The sequence below is a fragment of the Roseobacter sp. EG26 genome, from assembly GCF_049830555.1.
GTDB lineage: Bacteria > Pseudomonadota > Alphaproteobacteria > Rhodobacterales > Rhodobacteraceae > Roseobacter.
In genome coordinates this window covers 425,516-443,656 of sequence record NZ_JBNBLH010000001.1, presented here as the reverse complement: position 1 = coordinate 443,656, position 18,141 = coordinate 425,516, and the positions used below count along the sequence as shown (strand labels likewise).

The window sequence follows — 18,141 nt, the reverse complement described above, 5'->3', positions numbered from 1 at the left end:
GCGCATTACCTATGACAGCATGAATGCTCCATTGATCGATCCTTTCGCCCGCGCAATTACCTATTTGAGGGTCTCGGTGACCGACCGCTGCGATTTTCGCTGCGTCTATTGCATGTCCGAGAACATGACATTTCTGCCCAAAAAGGAGTTGCTGACACTGGAAGAACTGGACCGTATGTGTTCGACCTTCATCGGGCTTGGTGTCGAAAAACTGCGCATCACCGGAGGCGAGCCTCTTGTGCGCAAGGGTATCATGACGTTCTTTGAAGGTATGACACGACATCTGGAGAGCGGCGCGCTCAAGGAGCTGACCCTCACAACCAACGGCAGCCAGTTGGAACGGTTCGCAAAAGATCTCTATGCGGCCGGGGTGCGGCGCGTAAACGTGTCTCTTGATACATTGGACGAAGGCAAGTTTGCTGACATTACCCGATGGGGGCGCTTGCCGCAGGTGTTGCGCGGGATTGATGCGGCGCAGTCAGCGGGGCTACGGGTCAAGCTGAACGCTGTTGCACTCAAGGATTTCAATGAAGAGGAGTTACCCTACATCACCCGTTGGTGTGCGGATCGGGATATCGACCTGACGTGGATCGAGGTCATGCCGATGGGTGACATCGGGAACGAGGACCGTTTGGGCCAGTACTGGTCGCTCAAGGACGTGCGCGCGCGGTATGCAGAGCATTACACCGTCACCGATCTGGCAGAACGTACCGGCGGGCCTGCACGTTATGTCCGGCTGGAGGAAACAGGACAGAAAATCGGGTTTATCACACCGCTGAGCCACAACTTCTGCGAAAGCTGCAACCGCGTGCGCCTGACCTGCACCGGTGAGATTTTCATGTGCCTCGGCCAGGAGGACGCCGCAGACCTGCGCGCGCCGCTGCGCGCGCACCCTGCCGATGACGGACCCCTCGAAGATGCCATCCGCGCGGCGATCGCCTTAAAGCCCAAAGGGCATGATTTCGACTATTCCCGTCAACGCCTGGACGGTCAGATGCCTCGCCATATGAGCCATACCGGCGGCTGACCTGAGCCAATGCGCGCACCGCTGCTCTTTCATGTCTATGTGGCGGCAACCACGTTGCTGATCCCTTTCGCGGCCTGGACGCAGACACGCAAGATGCGTCGCCAGGGCGTTTCAGTGCTGCGCGCGCATGAGAAACTCGGCCATGCCAGTCAGCCTCGTACGGGGGGCGGAAAACTCGTCTGGTTTCATGCCGCCTCGGTCGGCGAGAGCCTGTCGGTTTTGGCGCTGATAACGCGCATGGGCGAGATGCTGCCCCGCGCCCAATTCCTGATCACCTCCGGCACGCCGACGTCGGCAAAGCTGGTTGCCGACCGTTTGCCGCCGCGCACCGTGCACCAGTTTGCGCCGCTCGATGCCCGTGGTCCCGTCAGCCGTTTTCTGCAACACTGGCGACCTGCCGCGGCAATCTTCGTTGAGAGCGAGCTTTGGCCGCAGATGCTGCGCATGACTCGGAACACAGGCGCAAGCATGGCGCTCGTGAATGCGCGCCTCAGCTCAAAATCACGCGCCGCCTGGACGAAAAAACCAAGTCTGGCGGCCTATATCTTCGATGTCTTCGATCTGATCCTCACGCAGAATGACGACATGGCGCAGGCCATGGTGAACATGCATGCGCCCGCCGATCGGGTTGCCCGAGGGATAAACCTCAAGTCCATGTCGGCTCCCCTGCCGACCGATCCTGCCGTCCTTGCGCCCACCCGCACGGCAATCAAGGGACGCCCCGTCTGGGTTGCTGCCTCCACCCACAAAGGGGAGGAGGCGATTGTTCTTGAAGCCCACAGAACGCTTTTGCGTGATTATCCGGAGCTGCTCCTGATCCTGGTGCCGCGTCATCCCGAACGCAGCGCTGAAATCGCAGGACTGATCAATAGTGGTGGGTTCAGCTGCGCTGTTCGCTCAAAAGGTGACCATCCGAAGGCGGGTGAAGCCGTCTACCTTGCCGACACGCTGGGCGAGTTGGGCAATTGGTATGCTCTTTCGGATGTTGTCTTTCTGGGCGGATCATTGTTGCCTATTGGTGGTCATAACCCCTTTGAAGTTGTGCAATCGGGTGCTGCGGTCATTTCAGGGCCTCATGTGACGAATTTCGCTGAAACGTTTTCCGACATGGAAAAATCGGGCGTAGCCCGCATTGCAGAGGACGGCCCTGCTCTTGCGCAGGCGGTTCAAATGATGCTTCAGGACGGTGCGCATCGCGCCACTGCATTGCAGGCTGCGCGCGACTATGTTCAGGACAAGGCGGATCAGCTGAGCAGTATTGCAAGCCGCCTGATCCGAATGCTCAAGCTGGAGGATGATATCCGATGACAGCCCCGCTCCCACCCCTGCGCGACATCGACGTCATTGCGCCCAATTTCAAACGGCGTCACTCCGGTGTGACATCGACGGTGATCCGTCTCGTGCCGCTTCAGGCCCGCGACATCGCCATTGCCGCCTGTGCGCCCGATTTGCCACCCGAGGTACCCAACCTCGCGCCCGGAAAACTGCTGCTGCTGCCGCGCAGCGGTCCCTCCGGAGCGCGCGTCTGGCATGCCAGACGCAATGTTGAAATGGTCGCCGGGCTGGCATTGAAATATCTCGCAGGCAAACGTCTGAAACTGCTTTTTACGTCCGCAGCACAACGTCGGCATACCGGATTTACCCGATGGCTCCTGCGGCAGATGGATGCGATCATCGCGACCTCTTCAAAGTCTGCAAGTTATCTTGATCACGAGGCGACGGTCATTCGACACGGCGTGGATTGCGCGTTGTTTCAAACGGTGCCAGACAGAAAGGCGCTGCGCGAGGCTCTTGCTCTGCCCGGCGACGGCCCGTTGATCGGGTGTTTCGGCCGTATACGGCACCAAAAGGGTAATGACCTTTTCGTCGCAGCCATGATCGAGGTTTTTGCCACCCACAAAACCGCCAAAGCGTTGATCATGGGACGCGCGACGGCAGAGCATCAGGATTTCCTAACGAGGCTTAAGGAAGAGGTCGCTGAGGCGGGTCTGGCTGACCGCATTCTCTTTCGCGACGAGGTGCCGATAGAAGACCTCGCCAAACATTTTCAGGCCCTTGATCTTTATGTCGCCCCGCAACGCTGGGAAGGGTTCGGACTGACCCCACTGGAGGCCATGGCGTGTGGTGCACCCGCAGTGGCCACCAAAGTCGGCGCTTTTGAAGAACTCATTGCAGAAGGCGAAACCGGTCATCTGGTGGATATCGAGGATGTACCCGCCATGGTGACAGCGATCGACGGAATATTGGCCGATGACGCCAAGCGCGACGCAATGTCCAAAGCAGCGCGCGCCCGGGCCGTTGGCAACTTCCGACTGGAGCAGGAAGCTGCGGCAATTGTCGCCGTTTATCGAAAGTTGCTCGCCAGCTAACCGGCAGCAGGTAGGCGCTGTTCCACAATTTCTGCCCACCAGCTGCACCCCGCTGGGATCGCCTCATCGTTGAAATTATACTCCGGATGATGAACCGCAGCCCCCGGCCCGTTTCCGACGAGAATATAGGCACCCGGTCTCTCTTCGAGCATGAAGGCAAAATCCTCTCCCCCCATGACCAGAGGCGCTTCCTCGCAGGCGCCCGCAACTTTTTCTGCAACCTTCGCTGCAAATTCCGTCTGCTCATCATGATTGACCATAACCGGATAGTTGCGCGTGTAATCCACGCGGGCCTCCGCCCCGAAACTTGCGGCAATCCCAGTCGAAACCGCCTTCAGCCGTGTTTCCGCCAGATCGCGCATCTCCGTTGTCATGGTGCGCACGGTTCCCTTGAGCAAAACGCGCTGCGGGATGACATTGAAGGCTTTTGAAGAGGTCTCAAAAGACGTCACTGAAACGACGATCTGATCGACAGGATCGGCGTTGCGGCTCGCAATGGTCTGTGCCGCAATGACAATATGGCTGGCGACAATTGTGGTATCGATCGTTTCATGGGGTTTTGCCGCGTGTCCGCCCAGACCTTCCACCTCGATTTCAAAAATATCCGTGGCGGCAAAAAAGGCACCGGGGCGAATTGCAAAACTGCCCATCGGATGACCCGGCCAGTTGTGCATGCCGTAAACTTCCTGGATGTCGAACCGCGCCATCATACCGTCGTTACACATCTCGCGCCCGCCGCCACCGCCTTCTTCTGCGGGTTGGAAAATCACCACTGCTGTGCCATCGAAATTCCGCGTCTCTGCGAGGTATTTTGCCGCGCCCAGCAACATGGCCGTATGACCATCATGGCCACAGGCGTGCATCGCACCCGGTGTTTTGGAGGCATATGCGACACCCGTCTGCTCGTGTATCGGCAGCGCATCCATATCTGCACGCAGCCCGACAACCTTGCCGGAAGTATTTGTCTTACCCTTGATCACGCCGACGACACCGGTTCTGCCGATGCCTGTCACAACCTCGTCGCACCCGAAAGCTTCCAGTTTTTCCGCCACCAGCGCAGAGGTGCGATGGGTGTCGAACAACAATTCGGGGTGCTCATGCAGATCGCGCCGCCAGGCAGTGATTTCATCGTGCAATTCGGCAAAACGGTTTTTGACGGGCATTCGGGATTTCTCCTTGAAATATCGTTGGTGCCAAGTGGGTTGTGATCTGCCGGGGCAGATGACCTTACGACATCAGGCTACTGGGCTTATGTGCCGACAGGGGCACTCAGAAACGGGCATGATTCTGCCTTCCTGAAAGCCATCTTAAACCTCCCTGCAGCGGCTTCAACCTGATCCGGGCGCTTTTGCAAAATGTCGCGTTATAGCGCGGGCCCCAAGCGCATCGCACTGCCGTCAGCAAAACGCGAAAACCGAAAACGGCCAAGATCATGACCCGGATCCTTGCCCTGTGCGAGATCAGCCAGAATGCGCCCCATGGCCGGACCGATGCCAAAACCATGACCGCTCATTCCCGTCCCCAGGGTCAGTCCGGGGAGAGCCGCTACCCGATCCACAACTGGAACAAGGTCAGGCATCGTATCAATCATCCCGGCCCAAGTATGGGAGAGGTCGAAATCGGGCAATTCCGGAAACAGAGCGGCAAACTGACCCTTGAGCCGATTCGCCCGCGATCTGTTCGGTGGTGGGTTCAGAACACGCATGCGTTCAAAAGGGCTGATACCACCCTCAAGCCAGCGCCGCGGCGTTGTCCACGCATCAGGATAGCCATGCGGTGCCGCTGGATAAAACCGGGTGCCAAAAGGCTCCGCGCGTAATTGCGTGAGGAATTTTGGCAGTGAGCGCAGCGCGTTCCAACCTATGAAGAGTTCGTGAAACCCGCCTGGCGCCAACGTATAGCCACCATCTGCCCGCCGCCTGAAAGCGATCTTGTCATCTGCAACACCGCCCTCAGTGATCAACGGCAACGCACTAGTCGCGGCAACTGTTGCGCGCACTGAAAGCTGCGGGAGAAAAACCTCCTGACTACCCAGCAGGAGAGCGGACCATGCACCCCCGGCCAGAATCACTTCAGGCGCGGAAATTCTGCCCTGTTCCGTGATCACGCCCGCCACGCGCCCTGCCGCAATATCGAGCGCTCGCGCGGCACAGTTTTCAACAATGCAAGCCCCTTCACGCGCCGCTATGCCAGCCAGGGCAGGAACGGCGACCCAGGGTTCGGCGCGCATATCGGAGGCCGTATGCAGCGCGCCTGCATAAGTTTGCGACATACCCGGCACCAAAGCTGCGGTTTCTGCCGCACCCATCGTTCTCGTATCGACACCAAGCTCTTGGGCAATCGGCGCCCAAGCTGCGTATTTAGCCATCTGGGCTTCGGACTTCGCAAGGTATGTGACACCCGCTTGCCGTAGTCCGATATCCTGATTGGTTTGCGTCGCAAGCTCTCGCCATAGCCGGTTGGCCTCGACCATGATCGGCAATTCATCGGGATCACGCCCCTGCTGCCTGATCCATCCCCAATTCCGGCTGGATTGTTCCGCCGCAACACGTCCCTTTTCCAGAAGTACCGTTTTTTTCCCGGCACGGGCCAGGAACAGAGCCGATGAGACGCCAATGATCCCACCACCGATCACCACCACATCGGCCTGATCAGGGAGAGGGCCGGGGAACTTTACGGGTGTTTCAAGAGAAATCGGAAACGGCTGCATTTCAGATTTGGGCCTTTGCGCCAATCATGTTGCGATATCTATGCTTGGACGCCATGTCACTGGCGTATTTCAAGAGCCCAACTGAGCAACAAGCTTTTGCACGAAAGCATGTCCAGCCTCGAATTCAGCCACGGAGATAAACTCATTGGGCTGATGCGCCTGAGCAATATCGCCGGGACCACAGATCACCGCGGAATACCCTGCTTGCTGAAACTGCCCTGCCTCGGTTCCGTAGCTGACCACATGGCTGGCGTTATCGCCTGTTAGCGCACGTGCAAGACTTTCCGCTTCTCCCGCTTCTTCGGGTCGCAATGCAGGGACATCGAAACGCGGGGTGATCTCGATCCGGGTTTCGGGCACAACCGCTTGCATCAACGCCTCGACTTCCGCAACACGCGCCCGGTAGCGCGCCTCCCAGGCGTCCTTGTCTTCTCCGGGAACAACGCGGAAATCGACAGCAAAGCGGCAATCCTTTGCAGTGATGTTATGGGCCGTTCCGCCTTCGATCATGCCGACATGCACCGTGGTAAAGGGTGGGTCGAACATCGCCGCCACATCCCCGGGCGGATGCGCACTGTTCTGGGCATTCATCTCATTGGCCCATTCGATCAGCTTGGCGCCATACATGATAGCGTTGACGCCGCGATCCATCAATGAGCTGTGGACTTCAAAACCCTGCACATGGGTGTCGAAACCGGTCCCACCTTTATGACCAGACACCGCCCGCATCGACGAGGGTTCCCCCACGATCACCGCAGAGCCTTTGGGCAACACGGGCTGCATCGCTTCGATCATCGGCGGCGCCCCGGTGCAGCCGATCTCTTCGTCAAAGCTCAGGGCGATTTGCAGCGGTCGTTTGATGCCAGCATGGTGCGCCTCGACCAGCGCCCAGATCGCCAGCGCATCGAACCCTTTCATGTCGCAGGTGCCGCGCCCGTAGTATTTTCCCTCTTTTTCAACAACCTCGTAAGGGTCCGTCTCCCAGGGCTGGCCATCGACGGGCACCACATCCGTATGGCCTGACAGCACCACGGCACCCTCCTGCCAGGGGCCTACGTGGGCAAACACGGCTGCCTTCTGCGCGCCGGGGTCGGTATATCGGTGCGTTTCGATACCGTGATCGCCCAGATACCCCTCCACCCAGTCGACAAGGGGCAAGTTGGTGTCGCGGCTGACAGTCGGAAACGCCACAAGGCTTCGCATGATTTCCAGCGGGGTGAGACGTGCGGCCATGAAAGATCAGTATCCGCTGTCCGTTTCGAGAACGAAATGGCCCGGTTCCACCTCGTTGTAGACGGAGGGTTCCGGCGTATAGCCGACGGGGTGGATCGGTGACGGGATCGGCTTGAAGTTCAGCTCGCTTTCATCCTTGCGCTTGCGTGGGTCCGCAATGGGCACCGCTTTCATCAAGGCCTGGGTGTACGCATGCTGAGGGTTCTCAAACACCCGCGGTCGGGGTCCAAGCTCAACAATCCGACCCAGATACATCACGCCGACATGGTGGCTTACGCGTTCAACCACCGCCATATCGTGGCTGATGAAAAGGAAAGACAAACCCATTTCGGCCTGCAATTCCATCATCAGGTTCAGCACCTGCGCCTGCACCGAGACATCCAGCGCCGAGACTGCCTCGTCCGCAATGATCAGCTTGGGATTGAGCGCAAGCGCGCGCGCAATGGCCACCCGCTGGCGTTGTCCGCCCGACAACTCATGGGGGAAACGTCGCATGAAACTGCGCGGCAGCTCCACCCGGTCGAACAGCATAGCCACGCGGTCGTGAACCGCAGATCCCTTCAGCGTACCATAGTTATGAATAGGTTCGGCCACCTGATCGCTGAGCTGCATTTGCGGGTTAAGCGAGGCAAATGGATCCTGAAAGATCATCTGCATGTCCAATCGCGCTTCTCGCAGCGCTTTCTGGTCCAATGCCATGATGTCTGTGCCATCAAGATCGACCTCGCCCGACATAGGATCGACCAGCCTCAGAATTGACCGCCCCGCAGTGGATTTTCCACATCCGCTTTCGCCCACAAGGCTGAGCGTCTGGCCCTTGTTGATGGTGAAAGACAGATCTTCAACAGCATGTACATTTGCAACGGTGCGCCGAAAGAACCCGCCTTTGACCGGGAACCTTGTCGTCAGGTTCTTGACCGACAGCAAGACCTCCTCGGTCCCGGGAATGGGATGGATGACGTTATTTTCCGACCCCAGCAGCTTCATCGGCTCCGGCAATGGTTTCCCGGTCATTTCCCCCAACTTGGGAACGGCGGCCAACAAGGCCTTGGTGTAAGGGTGCTGCGGGTTCTCGAATATCTCCGCGACCGGCCCCTCTTCAACCTTGTTGCCGCGAAACATCACCACAACCCGGTCAGCCATTTGCGCCACGACGGCCATATCATGGGTAATGAACATCACGGCTGTCCCGGTTTCCCGTTTCAATCGGTCCATCAGCGCAAGTATCTCGGCCTGAATGGTCACATCCAAAGCTGTCGTGGGTTCGTCGGCAATGAGCAGCCGTGGTTTGCAGGCCAAGGCCATCGCAATCACCACCCGCTGGCGCATACCACCGGACAATTCGTGCGGGTATTGAACCAGCCGCCGCTCCGGTTCCGGAATGCGCACCTCGCGCAAAAGCTCAAGTGCGCGCGCTTCGGCCTCTGCCTTTGTCATATCCTTGTGCAGGCGCAAACCTTCGGTGAGTTGCCGCCCCACTGTGAAAACCGGATTCAGGGCCGTCATCGGCTCCTGAAAAATCATGCCAATCTCGTTGCCACGGATGGAGCGCATTTTCTCGGGATCGGTATCGGCCAGATCCACGTCATCAGCACCGGGGCGGTCGAACCAAAGCTGGCCACCGGTGATTTCGCCACCGCCAAATTCCACGAGACGCATCAAGGACAAGGACGATACTGACTTACCGGACCCGCTTTCACCCACCACGCAGACGGTCTCGCCCGGATTGATGTCAAAGGAGACATCTTCCACCCCGACAACCGGCCCGTCCTTGGTCTGAAACTCGACCCGCAGCCCTTTGATTTGTGCAATTGGGTGCACGGTTAAGGTGTCTTGTTCTTGATCCAGCATCGCCGCCCCTGAAGTTCTTGTCTCAGGACGCTAAAGCCAAGCAGCCTCCGGTGTCAAACCCGTCAGCCACAGTTGCCACAAAGTCGTCCATCACAAGGGTTGCTTTTTCCGAAAAAGATGCTTCGATGGGCATATGCATCCGGGGGATCGGCTCAAAAACTGCGTCTTTTCGCAAAGTTAGGCCAATGTTCTCACATCACCTCCGGTCGGCACCCAAGCGCCCAGGACGTAATCGAGGCGCGTAACGGCACGAATGTGTCCAACATGGAGTATAAAATGAAACTCAAAACCCTATTGATGGGGGCAATCGCCACAACTGCTTTGGCACCCGTCGCATTCGCCGACGGCCACGAAGGGGAACGCGGTCGCGACGGTCAGGTCAACATCATCTATTGGCAAGCGCCTTCGATCCTGAACCCCTATCTGTCTGGCGGTACGAAGGATCTGGAATCCGCATCCCTGGTGATCGAACCCCTTGGTCGCTATGATGAAAATGGTGCTTTGGTTCCTTACTTGGTCGACGAAATCCCTACCGTTGAAAACGGTGGCGTGAGCGAAGACCTCAAATCCATCACATGGAAACTGACGGAAGGCCTGGTCTGGTCTGACGGCTCGCCCGTAACCTCCGCTGACGTCGCATTTACCGCAGAATATTGCATGCATCCCGAAGGTGGCTGCGCCCAGGCGTCCAAATTTGACGGCGTCGAAAGCGTTGAGGTTCTGGATGACCTCACAGTCAAAGTGAATTTCGTGGATGCCAAACCGAATCCCTATGGTCCCTTCATGGGCGGCCAATCCCCGATCATTCAAAAGGCACAATTTGCAGATTGCCTGGGTGCCAAGGCACCTGAATGCACGGACGCAAATTTCAACCCCATCGGCACAGGCCCCTTCGTGGTGACGGATTTCCGTCCAAATGACGTGATCCAGATGGTTGCCAATGAGAATTACCGCGAAGCTGGCAAACCCGCCTTTTCCTCACTGACGTTCAAGGGTGGCGGCGATGCCACGGCCGCTGGTCGTGCCGTGCTGGAAACCGGCGAGTTCGATTATGCCTGGAACCTGCAACTGGCGCCTGATGTGCTGGCGAAAATGGCCGAAGGCGGCAAGGGCACACCCATCGCGGCTTTCGGGACGCTGGTGGAACGTCTGGAGATGAACCTGACGAACCCATCGCCTGACCTGCCGGAAGGTGAGCGCTCAACTCTTGCGCACCCGCACCCTTTCCTGTCGGACTTCAACGTTCGCAAAGCGCTCTCAATGGCAATCGACCGCGAATTGCTGGTCGAGATTGGGTATGGTCAGGCAGGTCGTGCGACCTGTAACCTTGTCCCTGCCCCGGCACTCTATGCCTCCGACAACACCGAATGCCTGACCCAGGACATTGACGGTGCCAAGGCGCTGCTGGACGAAGCGGGCTGGACTGACAGCGATGGCGACGGCGTGCGCGACAAGGACGGCGTGAAACTGTCGATCCTCTATCAGACCTCCACCAATGCCGTGCGTCAGGACTTCCAGGCGCTGATCAAGGACTGGTGGAACCAGATCGGCGTTGAAACCGAGTTGCGGAACCTTGACGCTTCCGTCTTCTTCGGTGGTGATCCGGGCTCGCCCGACACCTTCCAGAAGTTCTATGCGGACGTTGAAATGTACGCCAACAACTTCGATGGCACAGATCCGCAGGCCTACCTGTCTGCCTATCGTTGCGGCAATGAGCCCAAGCCTGCGAGCCAATGGCAGGGTGAGAATATCAACCGTTTCTGCAACGAAGAGTACGACCAGTTGCTCGACGAGCTTGCCCGGACAGGTGAGTTGGACAAGCGCGGCGAAATTGCCAAACGCCTGAACGACATCATCACCCGCGAAACGATGACCATCGTGCCGCTGGTGGATCGCGGTCGTGTGTCGGCGCATTCCAACACACTTGGTGGCGTGATCCTGAACACATGGGACAGCGAACTGTGGAACGCAGCTGACTGGTACCGTATCGGTAGCTGAGGTGAAATCGGGCGGGGTGCGCATTTGCGCCTCGCCCAACCATGGCCTCCAGCCTCATCCTGAGCGCTGGTTCAGTTCCACCAATAACAAGACTGACGCATAAAGGCGTAGCACATGCTGACATACACCATCAGACGGCTGGTCCTGTCGATCCCGACGCTGCTGTTTATTTCACTGGTGATTTTCCTGCTCCTGCAACTGGCCCCGGGTGATCCCATGGCGCAGGTGCCCCTGACCGTCCCTCCGGAAGTCAAACAGAAGATGCGCGAAGCCCTGGGCCTCGGCGCTCCGGCCCATGTCCAATACTGGAAATGGCTGGTGCAATTCTTCTGGATCGAACCGCAGGTTCTGATCGACCACTGGTTTGGGACAGGTTTTGCCGAAGGCAAGTTACGGGTGATTTCCTGGCAGACCCGTTCTCCCGTGATGGATATCGTCATGCAGCGGATGCCCCAGACGCTTTGGGTTGTGGGCATGTCCTACATCGTCGGCATTCTGATCGCGCTGCCGATCGGTATCTATTCGGCCTACAAGCAGTATTCCCTTTTCGATCAGGCGGGTACTTTTGTTTCCATGATCGGGTTCTCGGTCCCCCCGTTTTTCTCCGGAGTTCTGGTCATCGTGATCTTTTCGGTCAACCTGGGCTGGTTCCCATCCATCTATGATACCACCCACGTCGTCACCGACTGGGCGAGCTTCAAGGTTCAACTCCAACAAATGATCATGCCCGTGATGGTTCTGGCACTTCAGACCACGGCCCAGATCAGCCGTTTCATGCGGGCGTCAATGCTCGACAATCTCAATCAAGACTATGTGCGCACGGCGCGCGCCAAAGGGCTGAAAGAAAGCGCCGTGGTGCTGATCCACGTGTTGCGGAATTCCATGATCCCGATCATTACGGTTATCGCCCTGGGCATCCCCTCGATCTTTGGCGGCGCCATCATCACCGAAACCCTCTTCAAGGTGAATGGAATTGGCCAGTTGCTGTTGACGGCGCTATTTGCCAACGACCTGCCGATGGTGATGACGCTGACGTTTATCTTCGCCATCCTCATCGTTCTCTTCAATCTGATCGCGGATGTGCTCTACGGCATTCTCGATCCGAGGATTCGCTATGACTGATCAATCATCTGACCCGTCCGACATCGAACTCTATGGCGCGCTCAAGGACAAGGAACCGCCCAAAGAACCCCGCAGCCAATGGAAAGACGTCTGGGATCAGTTCCGCAAACACAAAGGCGCGCTGATCGGTGGTGGTTTCCTGTTGTTCATCACCCTCGCTGTTCTGATCGGACCCCTGGTATGGGATGTGGATCCGAAAAAGCTCGACATCCGGAACAAGGACATGCGCCCGCTCTACACCCTGCTCTGGGACGGAGACGCGCGTACTAGCTGGGCAAAACCCCTGGGCTCAGACAACCTGGGCCGCGATATTCTGGCGACACTGATCGCTGGCGGCCGCGCCTCCATGGCCGTGGGCTGGACGGCGATGGTGCTGGCTCTGTTTATCGGCACCGCTGTTGGTGTCTCCGCGGGCTACTTCAAGCGGCTTGACGGACCCCTGATGCGGCTGACAGACCTTTTCTTGTCTCTGCCCATCCTGCCGCTGCTGCTGGTCGCGGTGACGCTCTTCCGACAACCGCTCAGGGCAAACTTTGGACCGGAAACGGGGATGTTCATTCTGATTGTCGGCGTTATCGGGATCACCTCGTGGATGCAGACAGCCCGGATTGTGCGTGGTGAAATCCTCGCTCTCAAGGAACGCGAATTCATACTCGCCGCCCGATCCATCGGCACCACGCCGTTCAAGATCATTCGACGGCATTTGCTGCCCAATGTTGTCTCCCCCATCATGGTCTCGGCGACGTTGGGGCTGGCCACGGCCATCATCACCGAAAGCGCGCTCAGCTTCCTCGGTGTTGGCTTCCCGTCGGATTTCCCAACCTGGGGCAAACTGCTGTCAGACGCCGTCCCCCGCATGGAAGAATTCCCCGAACGGGTGATGCTGCCCGGCATTCTGATTTCACTGACCGTCCTGTCCGTGAATTACCTCGGCGACGGCCTGCGGGATGCCTTGGATCCCAGGATCAGAGGGCGCTAGCTACGGGACGGCGGGCGGGGCGTCTTGGCGCGTCCCGCGACAAGCGCGTCGTTCCGACGTCCCTACTCCACGGACTTCCGCAATCGCCGGATCATCGTCCAGACCAGCAGGACGACGGGCACAGTCGCCATCGCCGTCAGCATCCCCTTGCTGAGCCCTGTTGATTGCGTCAGCGGATAAAGCAGATACCCCACCAGCGACACCGCATAGTAGCTGATCGCCACGACCGACAACCCTTCGACCGTCCGTTGCAAACGCAGTTGCAGATCGGACCGCCTGTCCATGCTTTCCAGCAGCGATTGATTCTGCGCCGAGCGCTCCACATCCACACGGGTTCTGAGCAGATTCGACGCGCGGATGGACCGGCTCGACATCGCCTCCAGCCGCCGCTCCGCCGCACTGACTGTGCGCATGGCCGGTGCATAGCGGCGCATCATGAATTCCGCAAAATGCTGCCGCCCCAGAAAACGCTCCTCCCGCAGCGCCTCGATGCGTTGATTGACCAACGCCTCATAAGCCTCCGTGGCACCAAACCGGAAAGAACTTTGCGCGGAGAGCGTCTCCAGTTCGGCCGAAATTGCCAGCAGATTATCCAGCGTCTTTTCAGCAGATGCCCGCTCGTCGCTCATCGCCCCCATCAACCCGGTCAGCTTGGTGTCGAGATCATTCAGCTTTGGCTGAAGCGCCTTGACCCGCGCGAATCCGAGCATGGACATCGTCTTGTAGGTTTCAATCTCACACAGCCGTTGCACAATCCGCCCGATGCGCCGGGCGTCCGTTGCCGCATCGGCAAAAACCACAAAGCGCAGATGACCGTTCATGTCGATGCGGAAATCACCTGCCACAACCGCAGCTTTGTCCAGCACTTCCGAAACGGCAAGGCTTTCAGACACGAACCATTCGTTCAAAAGCGTTGTAACTTCCTCGTTCTTCGCCGGCCGGGGCGCAATGTGCAGCAACGCTGAGGTCATACGCTGGCCCGGTGCTGCTTCCAGCCAATCAGCCGGAAAAACATCAAATTGCGCCGGATCAAATGGCCGTCCTGAGACGCCTTCGGCAAAAGCGGTGTAGGTGACAAACTCCGTGTGTTGTTCCCATTTCAGCCAGTATTTCCCGATCTGTCCGTAGTAGTGCGTGGCCCCCGGTTGTGGGTGCGGGGCGCCATGCCGGTCCAGAAGTTCTGTCAGATGCGTCAGATCAAGTGTCCGGTCGCGGCTTACGGCATCGTTGGGTTGCTTGATGGCGATGTAAACCGCAGAACAAGGCGCATTCATCGACGGAAAAGGTCGCGCGTGCAATTCGTTTGCAAGCTTGTAGCGAAGAGGATGATCAGTAATGGGCGGCATAATATCTCGTCAAAGGGGTTTAGGCTCAATTAGGGCGGATCAGCTTGGAAGTAAAGAAAAAGCCCTTTTTATTCATTATCTTAGCGGTACACATTCGCATACCGCCCAAGAATTACGCCAGAAGATTTTGCAACCGGATCGCAGACCGGAAAAGGCTCTCATACCTGATGGTGCCCGTGCCCCTCGTTGGGCGCTACAAAATGAAATACACATCCGGCCCTTTAGTGCGATCCTCAGAATCGCCGCACATGATACCGGGCTTCGACGTGAATGCGCATGGAGGTGCAACCTGTCCTGATGACCTCTGCCTAAAGCGGCACTTCGCCACTGGCGCCCACTGGATTAGTATCTGCTGACATCACGATGGGGCGGAAGGTTAGAATCCGGCCCCCGGGTCAGGGGAGCCGGATTTCTCTGATACTTCGGAAAGCGCCGCAGTTTCAGTCGATCATTGGCAGGAGCTTGTCGAGCGATGCCTTGGCATCGCCATAGAACATGCGGGTATTCTCTTTGAAGAACAGCGGGTTCTCGATGCCTGAATAACCCGTGCCCTGACCGCGTTTGGAAACAAAGACCTGCTTGGCCTTCCAGCACTCCAGAACCGGCATGCCCGCGATGGGCGAGTTCGGGTCCTCCTGGGCCGCCGGGTTCACGATGTCGTTCGAACCGATGACAATCGCAACATCCGTTGAGGGGAAGTCGTCGTTGATCTCATCCATCTCCATCACGATATCATAAGGCACCTTGGCCTCGGCCAGCAGCACATTCATATGCCCCGGAAGCCGCCCCGCGACAGGGTGAATGGCGAAGCGCACGTTCTTACCCTGCGCGCGCAGCTTGCGCACCAGCTCAGCAACACCCTGCTGCGCCTGCGCAACCGCCATCCCGTAACCCGGGATGATGATGACGCTGTCCGCCTCGTTGAGCGTGGCTGCAACACCGTCGGCCTCAATGGCGATCTGCTCGCCCTCCACGGCCATTTGCTCACCTGCAGGGCCGCCAAAGCCGCCCAGAATGACCGAGATGAAGGATCGGTTCATCGCCTTGCACATGATGTAGCTCAGGATCGCACCAGAGGAGCCCACCAACGCGCCGACAACGATCAAGAGGTCATTGCCAAGGCTGAACCCGATCGCAGCAGCGGCCCAGCCGGAATAGCTGTTGAGCATCGAGACCACGACCGGCATATCCGCGCCGCCAATCCCCATGATCAGGTGGTAACCGATGAAAAGCGCCGCCAAGGTCATGATGAAGAGCGGAAAGAACCCGCCGGAGTTGAAGTACCAGACAAGGCATATGAGGGAGAGACCCGCTGCACCTGCGTTCAACATGTGACCACCGGGCAGCTTTGTCGCAGCCGTATCGACCTTGCCCGCCAGCTTGCCATAGGCGATCACCGACCCGGTGAAAGTCACCGCCCCGATGAAGACACCAAGGAAAAGTTCCACCCTCAGGATGGCGACTTCCACGCCGTCCTTTTTGGCCAGCAGTGCCGCGAAACCCTCAAGGCTTTTGCGCGCTGCATCATCCATCGCCAGAACGCGGACCAGTTCCAGATGCGCATTGAAGCCCACGAAAACCGCCGCGAGGCCAACAAGACTGTGCATGGCAGCGACGAGCTGCGGCATCTCGGTCATCTGCACCCGTTGCGCCACGACGTAGCCAACAAACCCGCCACCGAGGATCAGGACCAGCGACAAAAGCCAACGGCCTTCGCCCGGCCCAAGCAAAGTTGCGATAACCGCAAGCCCCATGCCAACGATGCCATACCAGACCGCGCGTTTCGCGCTTTCCTGCCCGGACAGACCGCCCAAGCTGAGAATGAAGAGGACGGCTGCAACCACATAGGCTGCTGTAGTAAATCCGAAGTCCATTTTTTCCGTCCCGTGCTTTAAGATTTCTGGAACATGGCGAGCATGCGCCGTGTCACGAGGAAGCCGCCGAATATATTAATTCCGGCCATAAATATCGAGAGCGCGGCCAGCAGAACCACCAGGAATGACCCCGAGCCGATCTGCATCAGCGCGCCCAGAATAATGATCGACGAAATGGCGTTTGTCACAGCCATCAGCGGCGTGTGCAGCGAATGCGCAACGCCCCAGATGACCTGGAACCCGACAAACACGGCAAGCACGAAAACGATGAAGTGCTGCATGAAGCTGGCCGGTGCGACAAGGCCCACGGCCAGGATCAAGGCACCACCGATAGCGAGCATTGTCACCTGATTGCGGGTCTCTTGTTTGAACGCCTCCACTTCGGCCGCGCGTTTTTCTTCGGCGGTCAGTTCCTTTGGTGCCTCTTTTTTCGGTGCTGCGGCAATCGCGGCAATCTTGGGAGGCGGTGGTGGGAAGGTGACTTCTTTCTTGTGGGTAATCGTAGCGCCCCGGATGACATCATCTTCCATGTCGTGATTGATCACACCGTCTTTTTCAGGTGTCAGATCAGCCATCATGTGACGGATGTTTGTGGCGTAAAGCGTGGAAGCCTGTGCGGCCATCCGGCTGGGGAAATCGGTGTAACCGATGATCGTAACCCCATTGTCTGTCACGATTTTTTCATCCATGACAGTCAGCTTGCAGTTGCCGCCCTTCTCTGCGGCCAGATCCACGATAACGGAGCCGGGTTTCATGGATTTCACCATGTCCTCGGTCCACAACTCAGGCGCTTCGCGGTTGGGGATCAGGGCCGTGGTGATCACGATATCCATATCCGGCGCCAGTTCACGGAACTTGGCCAACTGAGCCGCGGTGAATTCCGGGCTTGAAACAGCGGCATAACCGCCTGTGGCGGACCCATCCTGCTGTTCTTCATCAAAATCGAGGAAGACGAATTCGGCCCCCATCGACTCAACCTGTTCGGCCACTTCGGGCCTTACGTCAAACGCATAAGTAATGGCGCCCAGAGATGTGGACGTGCCGATCGCTGCCAAACCGGCCACACCGGCCCCGACAACGAGCACCTTCGCGGGCGGCACCTTGCCTGCGGCGGTCACCTGACCGGTAAAGAAGCGGCCAAAGTTGTTACCGGCCTCGATCACCGCGCGGTAACCAGCGATATTGGCCATCGACGACAGCGCGTCCATTTTCTGGGCGCGGCTGATGCGCGGCACCATGTCCATCGCAATGACTGTGGAACCCTTTCGTGCAGAGGCTTCCATCAGATCGGTATTGCCTGCGGGGTTGAAAAAGCTGACCAGGGTCTGTCCATCCCGCAGCCGCTTGACCTCGGCATCAGAGGGTGCGCGCACCTTCGCCACGACATCTGCGGCCTTCCACAAGGCTGCGGCGGTTTTGACGACTTCAACGCCTGCTTCCTTGTAGTCCGCATTTGAAAAACCGGCCGCCGCCCCGGCGCCAGTTTCGATGACGCATTCATGGCCCAGCTTCTGCAGGTCCCGGGCCGACGCAGGCGTCATCGCAACCCGTGCTTCCCCTTCAAAGGTCTCTTTTGGTGTGCCGATCTTCAATTGGAGCTCCCCCGTTTGATGCGTTTTCGCGTAATCTGAT

13 protein-coding genes are annotated in these 18,141 nt (G+C 58.2%); 6 read left to right on the top strand and 7 right to left on the bottom strand.

The window, feature by feature from the left end:
• Positions 1 to 19: 19 nt before the first annotated feature.
• Genes moaA through ACOTTU_RS02155 form a run of 3 tightly spaced genes read left to right on the top strand, consistent with a single transcriptional unit; the run spans position 20 to position 3,396 of the window.
• A complete protein-coding gene (gene moaA / locus ACOTTU_RS02165; RefSeq protein WP_298913557.1) occupies positions 20 to 1,027 on the top strand; it encodes a GTP 3',8-cyclase MoaA in 1,008 nt (335 codons plus the stop codon).
• Positions 1,028 to 1,036: 9 nt separating this feature from the next.
• The gene (locus tag ACOTTU_RS02160) at positions 1,037 to 2,335 is read left to right on the top strand and encodes a 3-deoxy-D-manno-octulosonic acid transferase (RefSeq protein ID WP_425655896.1); all 1,299 of its coding nucleotides are present in this window, start codon (positions 1,037 to 1,039) and stop codon (positions 2,333 to 2,335) included.
• Positions 2,332 to 3,396, top strand: a complete 1,065-nt coding sequence (locus ACOTTU_RS02155) for a glycosyltransferase family 4 protein (RefSeq protein WP_425655895.1) — start codon at positions 2,332 to 2,334, stop codon at positions 3,394 to 3,396. The genes ACOTTU_RS02160 and ACOTTU_RS02155 overlap by 4 nt, the downstream gene beginning before the upstream one ends.
• Here the strand turns inward: ACOTTU_RS02155 and ACOTTU_RS02150 are convergent.
• From ACOTTU_RS02150 to ACOTTU_RS02135, 4 genes are all read right to left on the bottom strand, one after another.
• Positions 3,393 to 4,559 (bottom strand): M20 aminoacylase family protein, encoded by a 1,167-nt coding sequence (locus ACOTTU_RS02150; protein ID WP_425655894.1) that lies wholly within the window; start codon positions 4,557 to 4,559, stop codon positions 3,393 to 3,395. The genes ACOTTU_RS02155 and ACOTTU_RS02150 overlap by 4 nt on opposite strands.
• 200 nt (positions 4,560 to 4,759) lie before the next feature.
• The gene (locus tag ACOTTU_RS02145; RefSeq protein ID WP_425655893.1) at positions 4,760 to 6,106 is read right to left on the bottom strand and encodes an NAD(P)/FAD-dependent oxidoreductase; all 1,347 of its coding nucleotides are present in this window, start codon (positions 6,104 to 6,106) and stop codon (positions 4,760 to 4,762) included.
• 69 nt (positions 6,107 to 6,175) lie between these two features.
• Positions 6,176 to 7,339, bottom strand: coding sequence for an acetylornithine deacetylase (gene argE, locus ACOTTU_RS02140; protein WP_425655892.1), 1,164 nt, complete (start codon positions 7,337 to 7,339; stop codon positions 6,176 to 6,178).
• Between the two features lie 6 nt (positions 7,340 to 7,345).
• On the bottom strand, positions 7,346 to 9,190 hold the full coding sequence (locus tag ACOTTU_RS02135; RefSeq protein ID WP_425655891.1) for an ABC transporter ATP-binding protein: 1,845 nt from the start codon (positions 9,188 to 9,190) through the stop codon (positions 7,346 to 7,348).
• Between the two features lie 276 nt (positions 9,191 to 9,466).
• On the opposite strand from ACOTTU_RS02135, the gene ACOTTU_RS02130 reads away from it, so the two are divergent.
• The 3 genes from ACOTTU_RS02130 (at position 9,467) to ACOTTU_RS02120 (ending at position 13,289) form a co-directional block, all read left to right on the top strand.
• Positions 9,467 to 11,188 (top strand): peptide ABC transporter substrate-binding protein, encoded by a 1,722-nt coding sequence (locus tag ACOTTU_RS02130; RefSeq protein ID WP_298912929.1) that lies wholly within the window; start codon positions 9,467 to 9,469, stop codon positions 11,186 to 11,188.
• Between the two features lie 114 nt (positions 11,189 to 11,302).
• On the top strand, positions 11,303 to 12,310 hold the full coding sequence (locus tag ACOTTU_RS02125; RefSeq protein WP_298912932.1) for an ABC transporter permease: 1,008 nt from the start codon (positions 11,303 to 11,305) through the stop codon (positions 12,308 to 12,310).
• Positions 12,303 to 13,289: an ABC transporter permease gene (locus tag ACOTTU_RS02120; protein ID WP_298912934.1), complete on the top strand. Its 987-nt coding sequence runs from the start codon at positions 12,303 to 12,305 to the stop codon at positions 13,287 to 13,289. Before ACOTTU_RS02125 ends, ACOTTU_RS02120 begins: the two co-directional genes overlap by 8 nt.
• Positions 13,290 to 13,351: 62 nt before the next feature.
• Here ACOTTU_RS02120 and ACOTTU_RS02115 read toward each other — a convergent pair whose 3' ends face one another.
• The 3 genes from ACOTTU_RS02115 to ACOTTU_RS02105 form a co-directional block, all read right to left on the bottom strand.
• Positions 13,352 to 14,635 carry a DUF3422 family protein gene (locus tag ACOTTU_RS02115; protein WP_425655890.1) on the bottom strand — a complete coding sequence of 428 codons (1,284 nt, stop codon included), beginning with the start codon at positions 14,633 to 14,635 and terminating at the stop codon, positions 13,352 to 13,354.
• Between the two features lie 440 nt (positions 14,636 to 15,075).
• Complete coding sequence (locus ACOTTU_RS02110; RefSeq protein ID WP_425655889.1) at positions 15,076 to 16,509, bottom strand: NAD(P)(+) transhydrogenase (Re/Si-specific) subunit beta; 1,434 nt, start codon at positions 16,507 to 16,509, stop codon at positions 15,076 to 15,078.
• 17 nt (positions 16,510 to 16,526) lie between these two features.
• Complete coding sequence (locus tag ACOTTU_RS02105; protein ID WP_425655888.1) at positions 16,527 to 18,101, bottom strand: Re/Si-specific NAD(P)(+) transhydrogenase subunit alpha; 1,575 nt, start codon at positions 18,099 to 18,101, stop codon at positions 16,527 to 16,529.
• Positions 18,102 to 18,141: the final 40 nt, after the last annotated feature.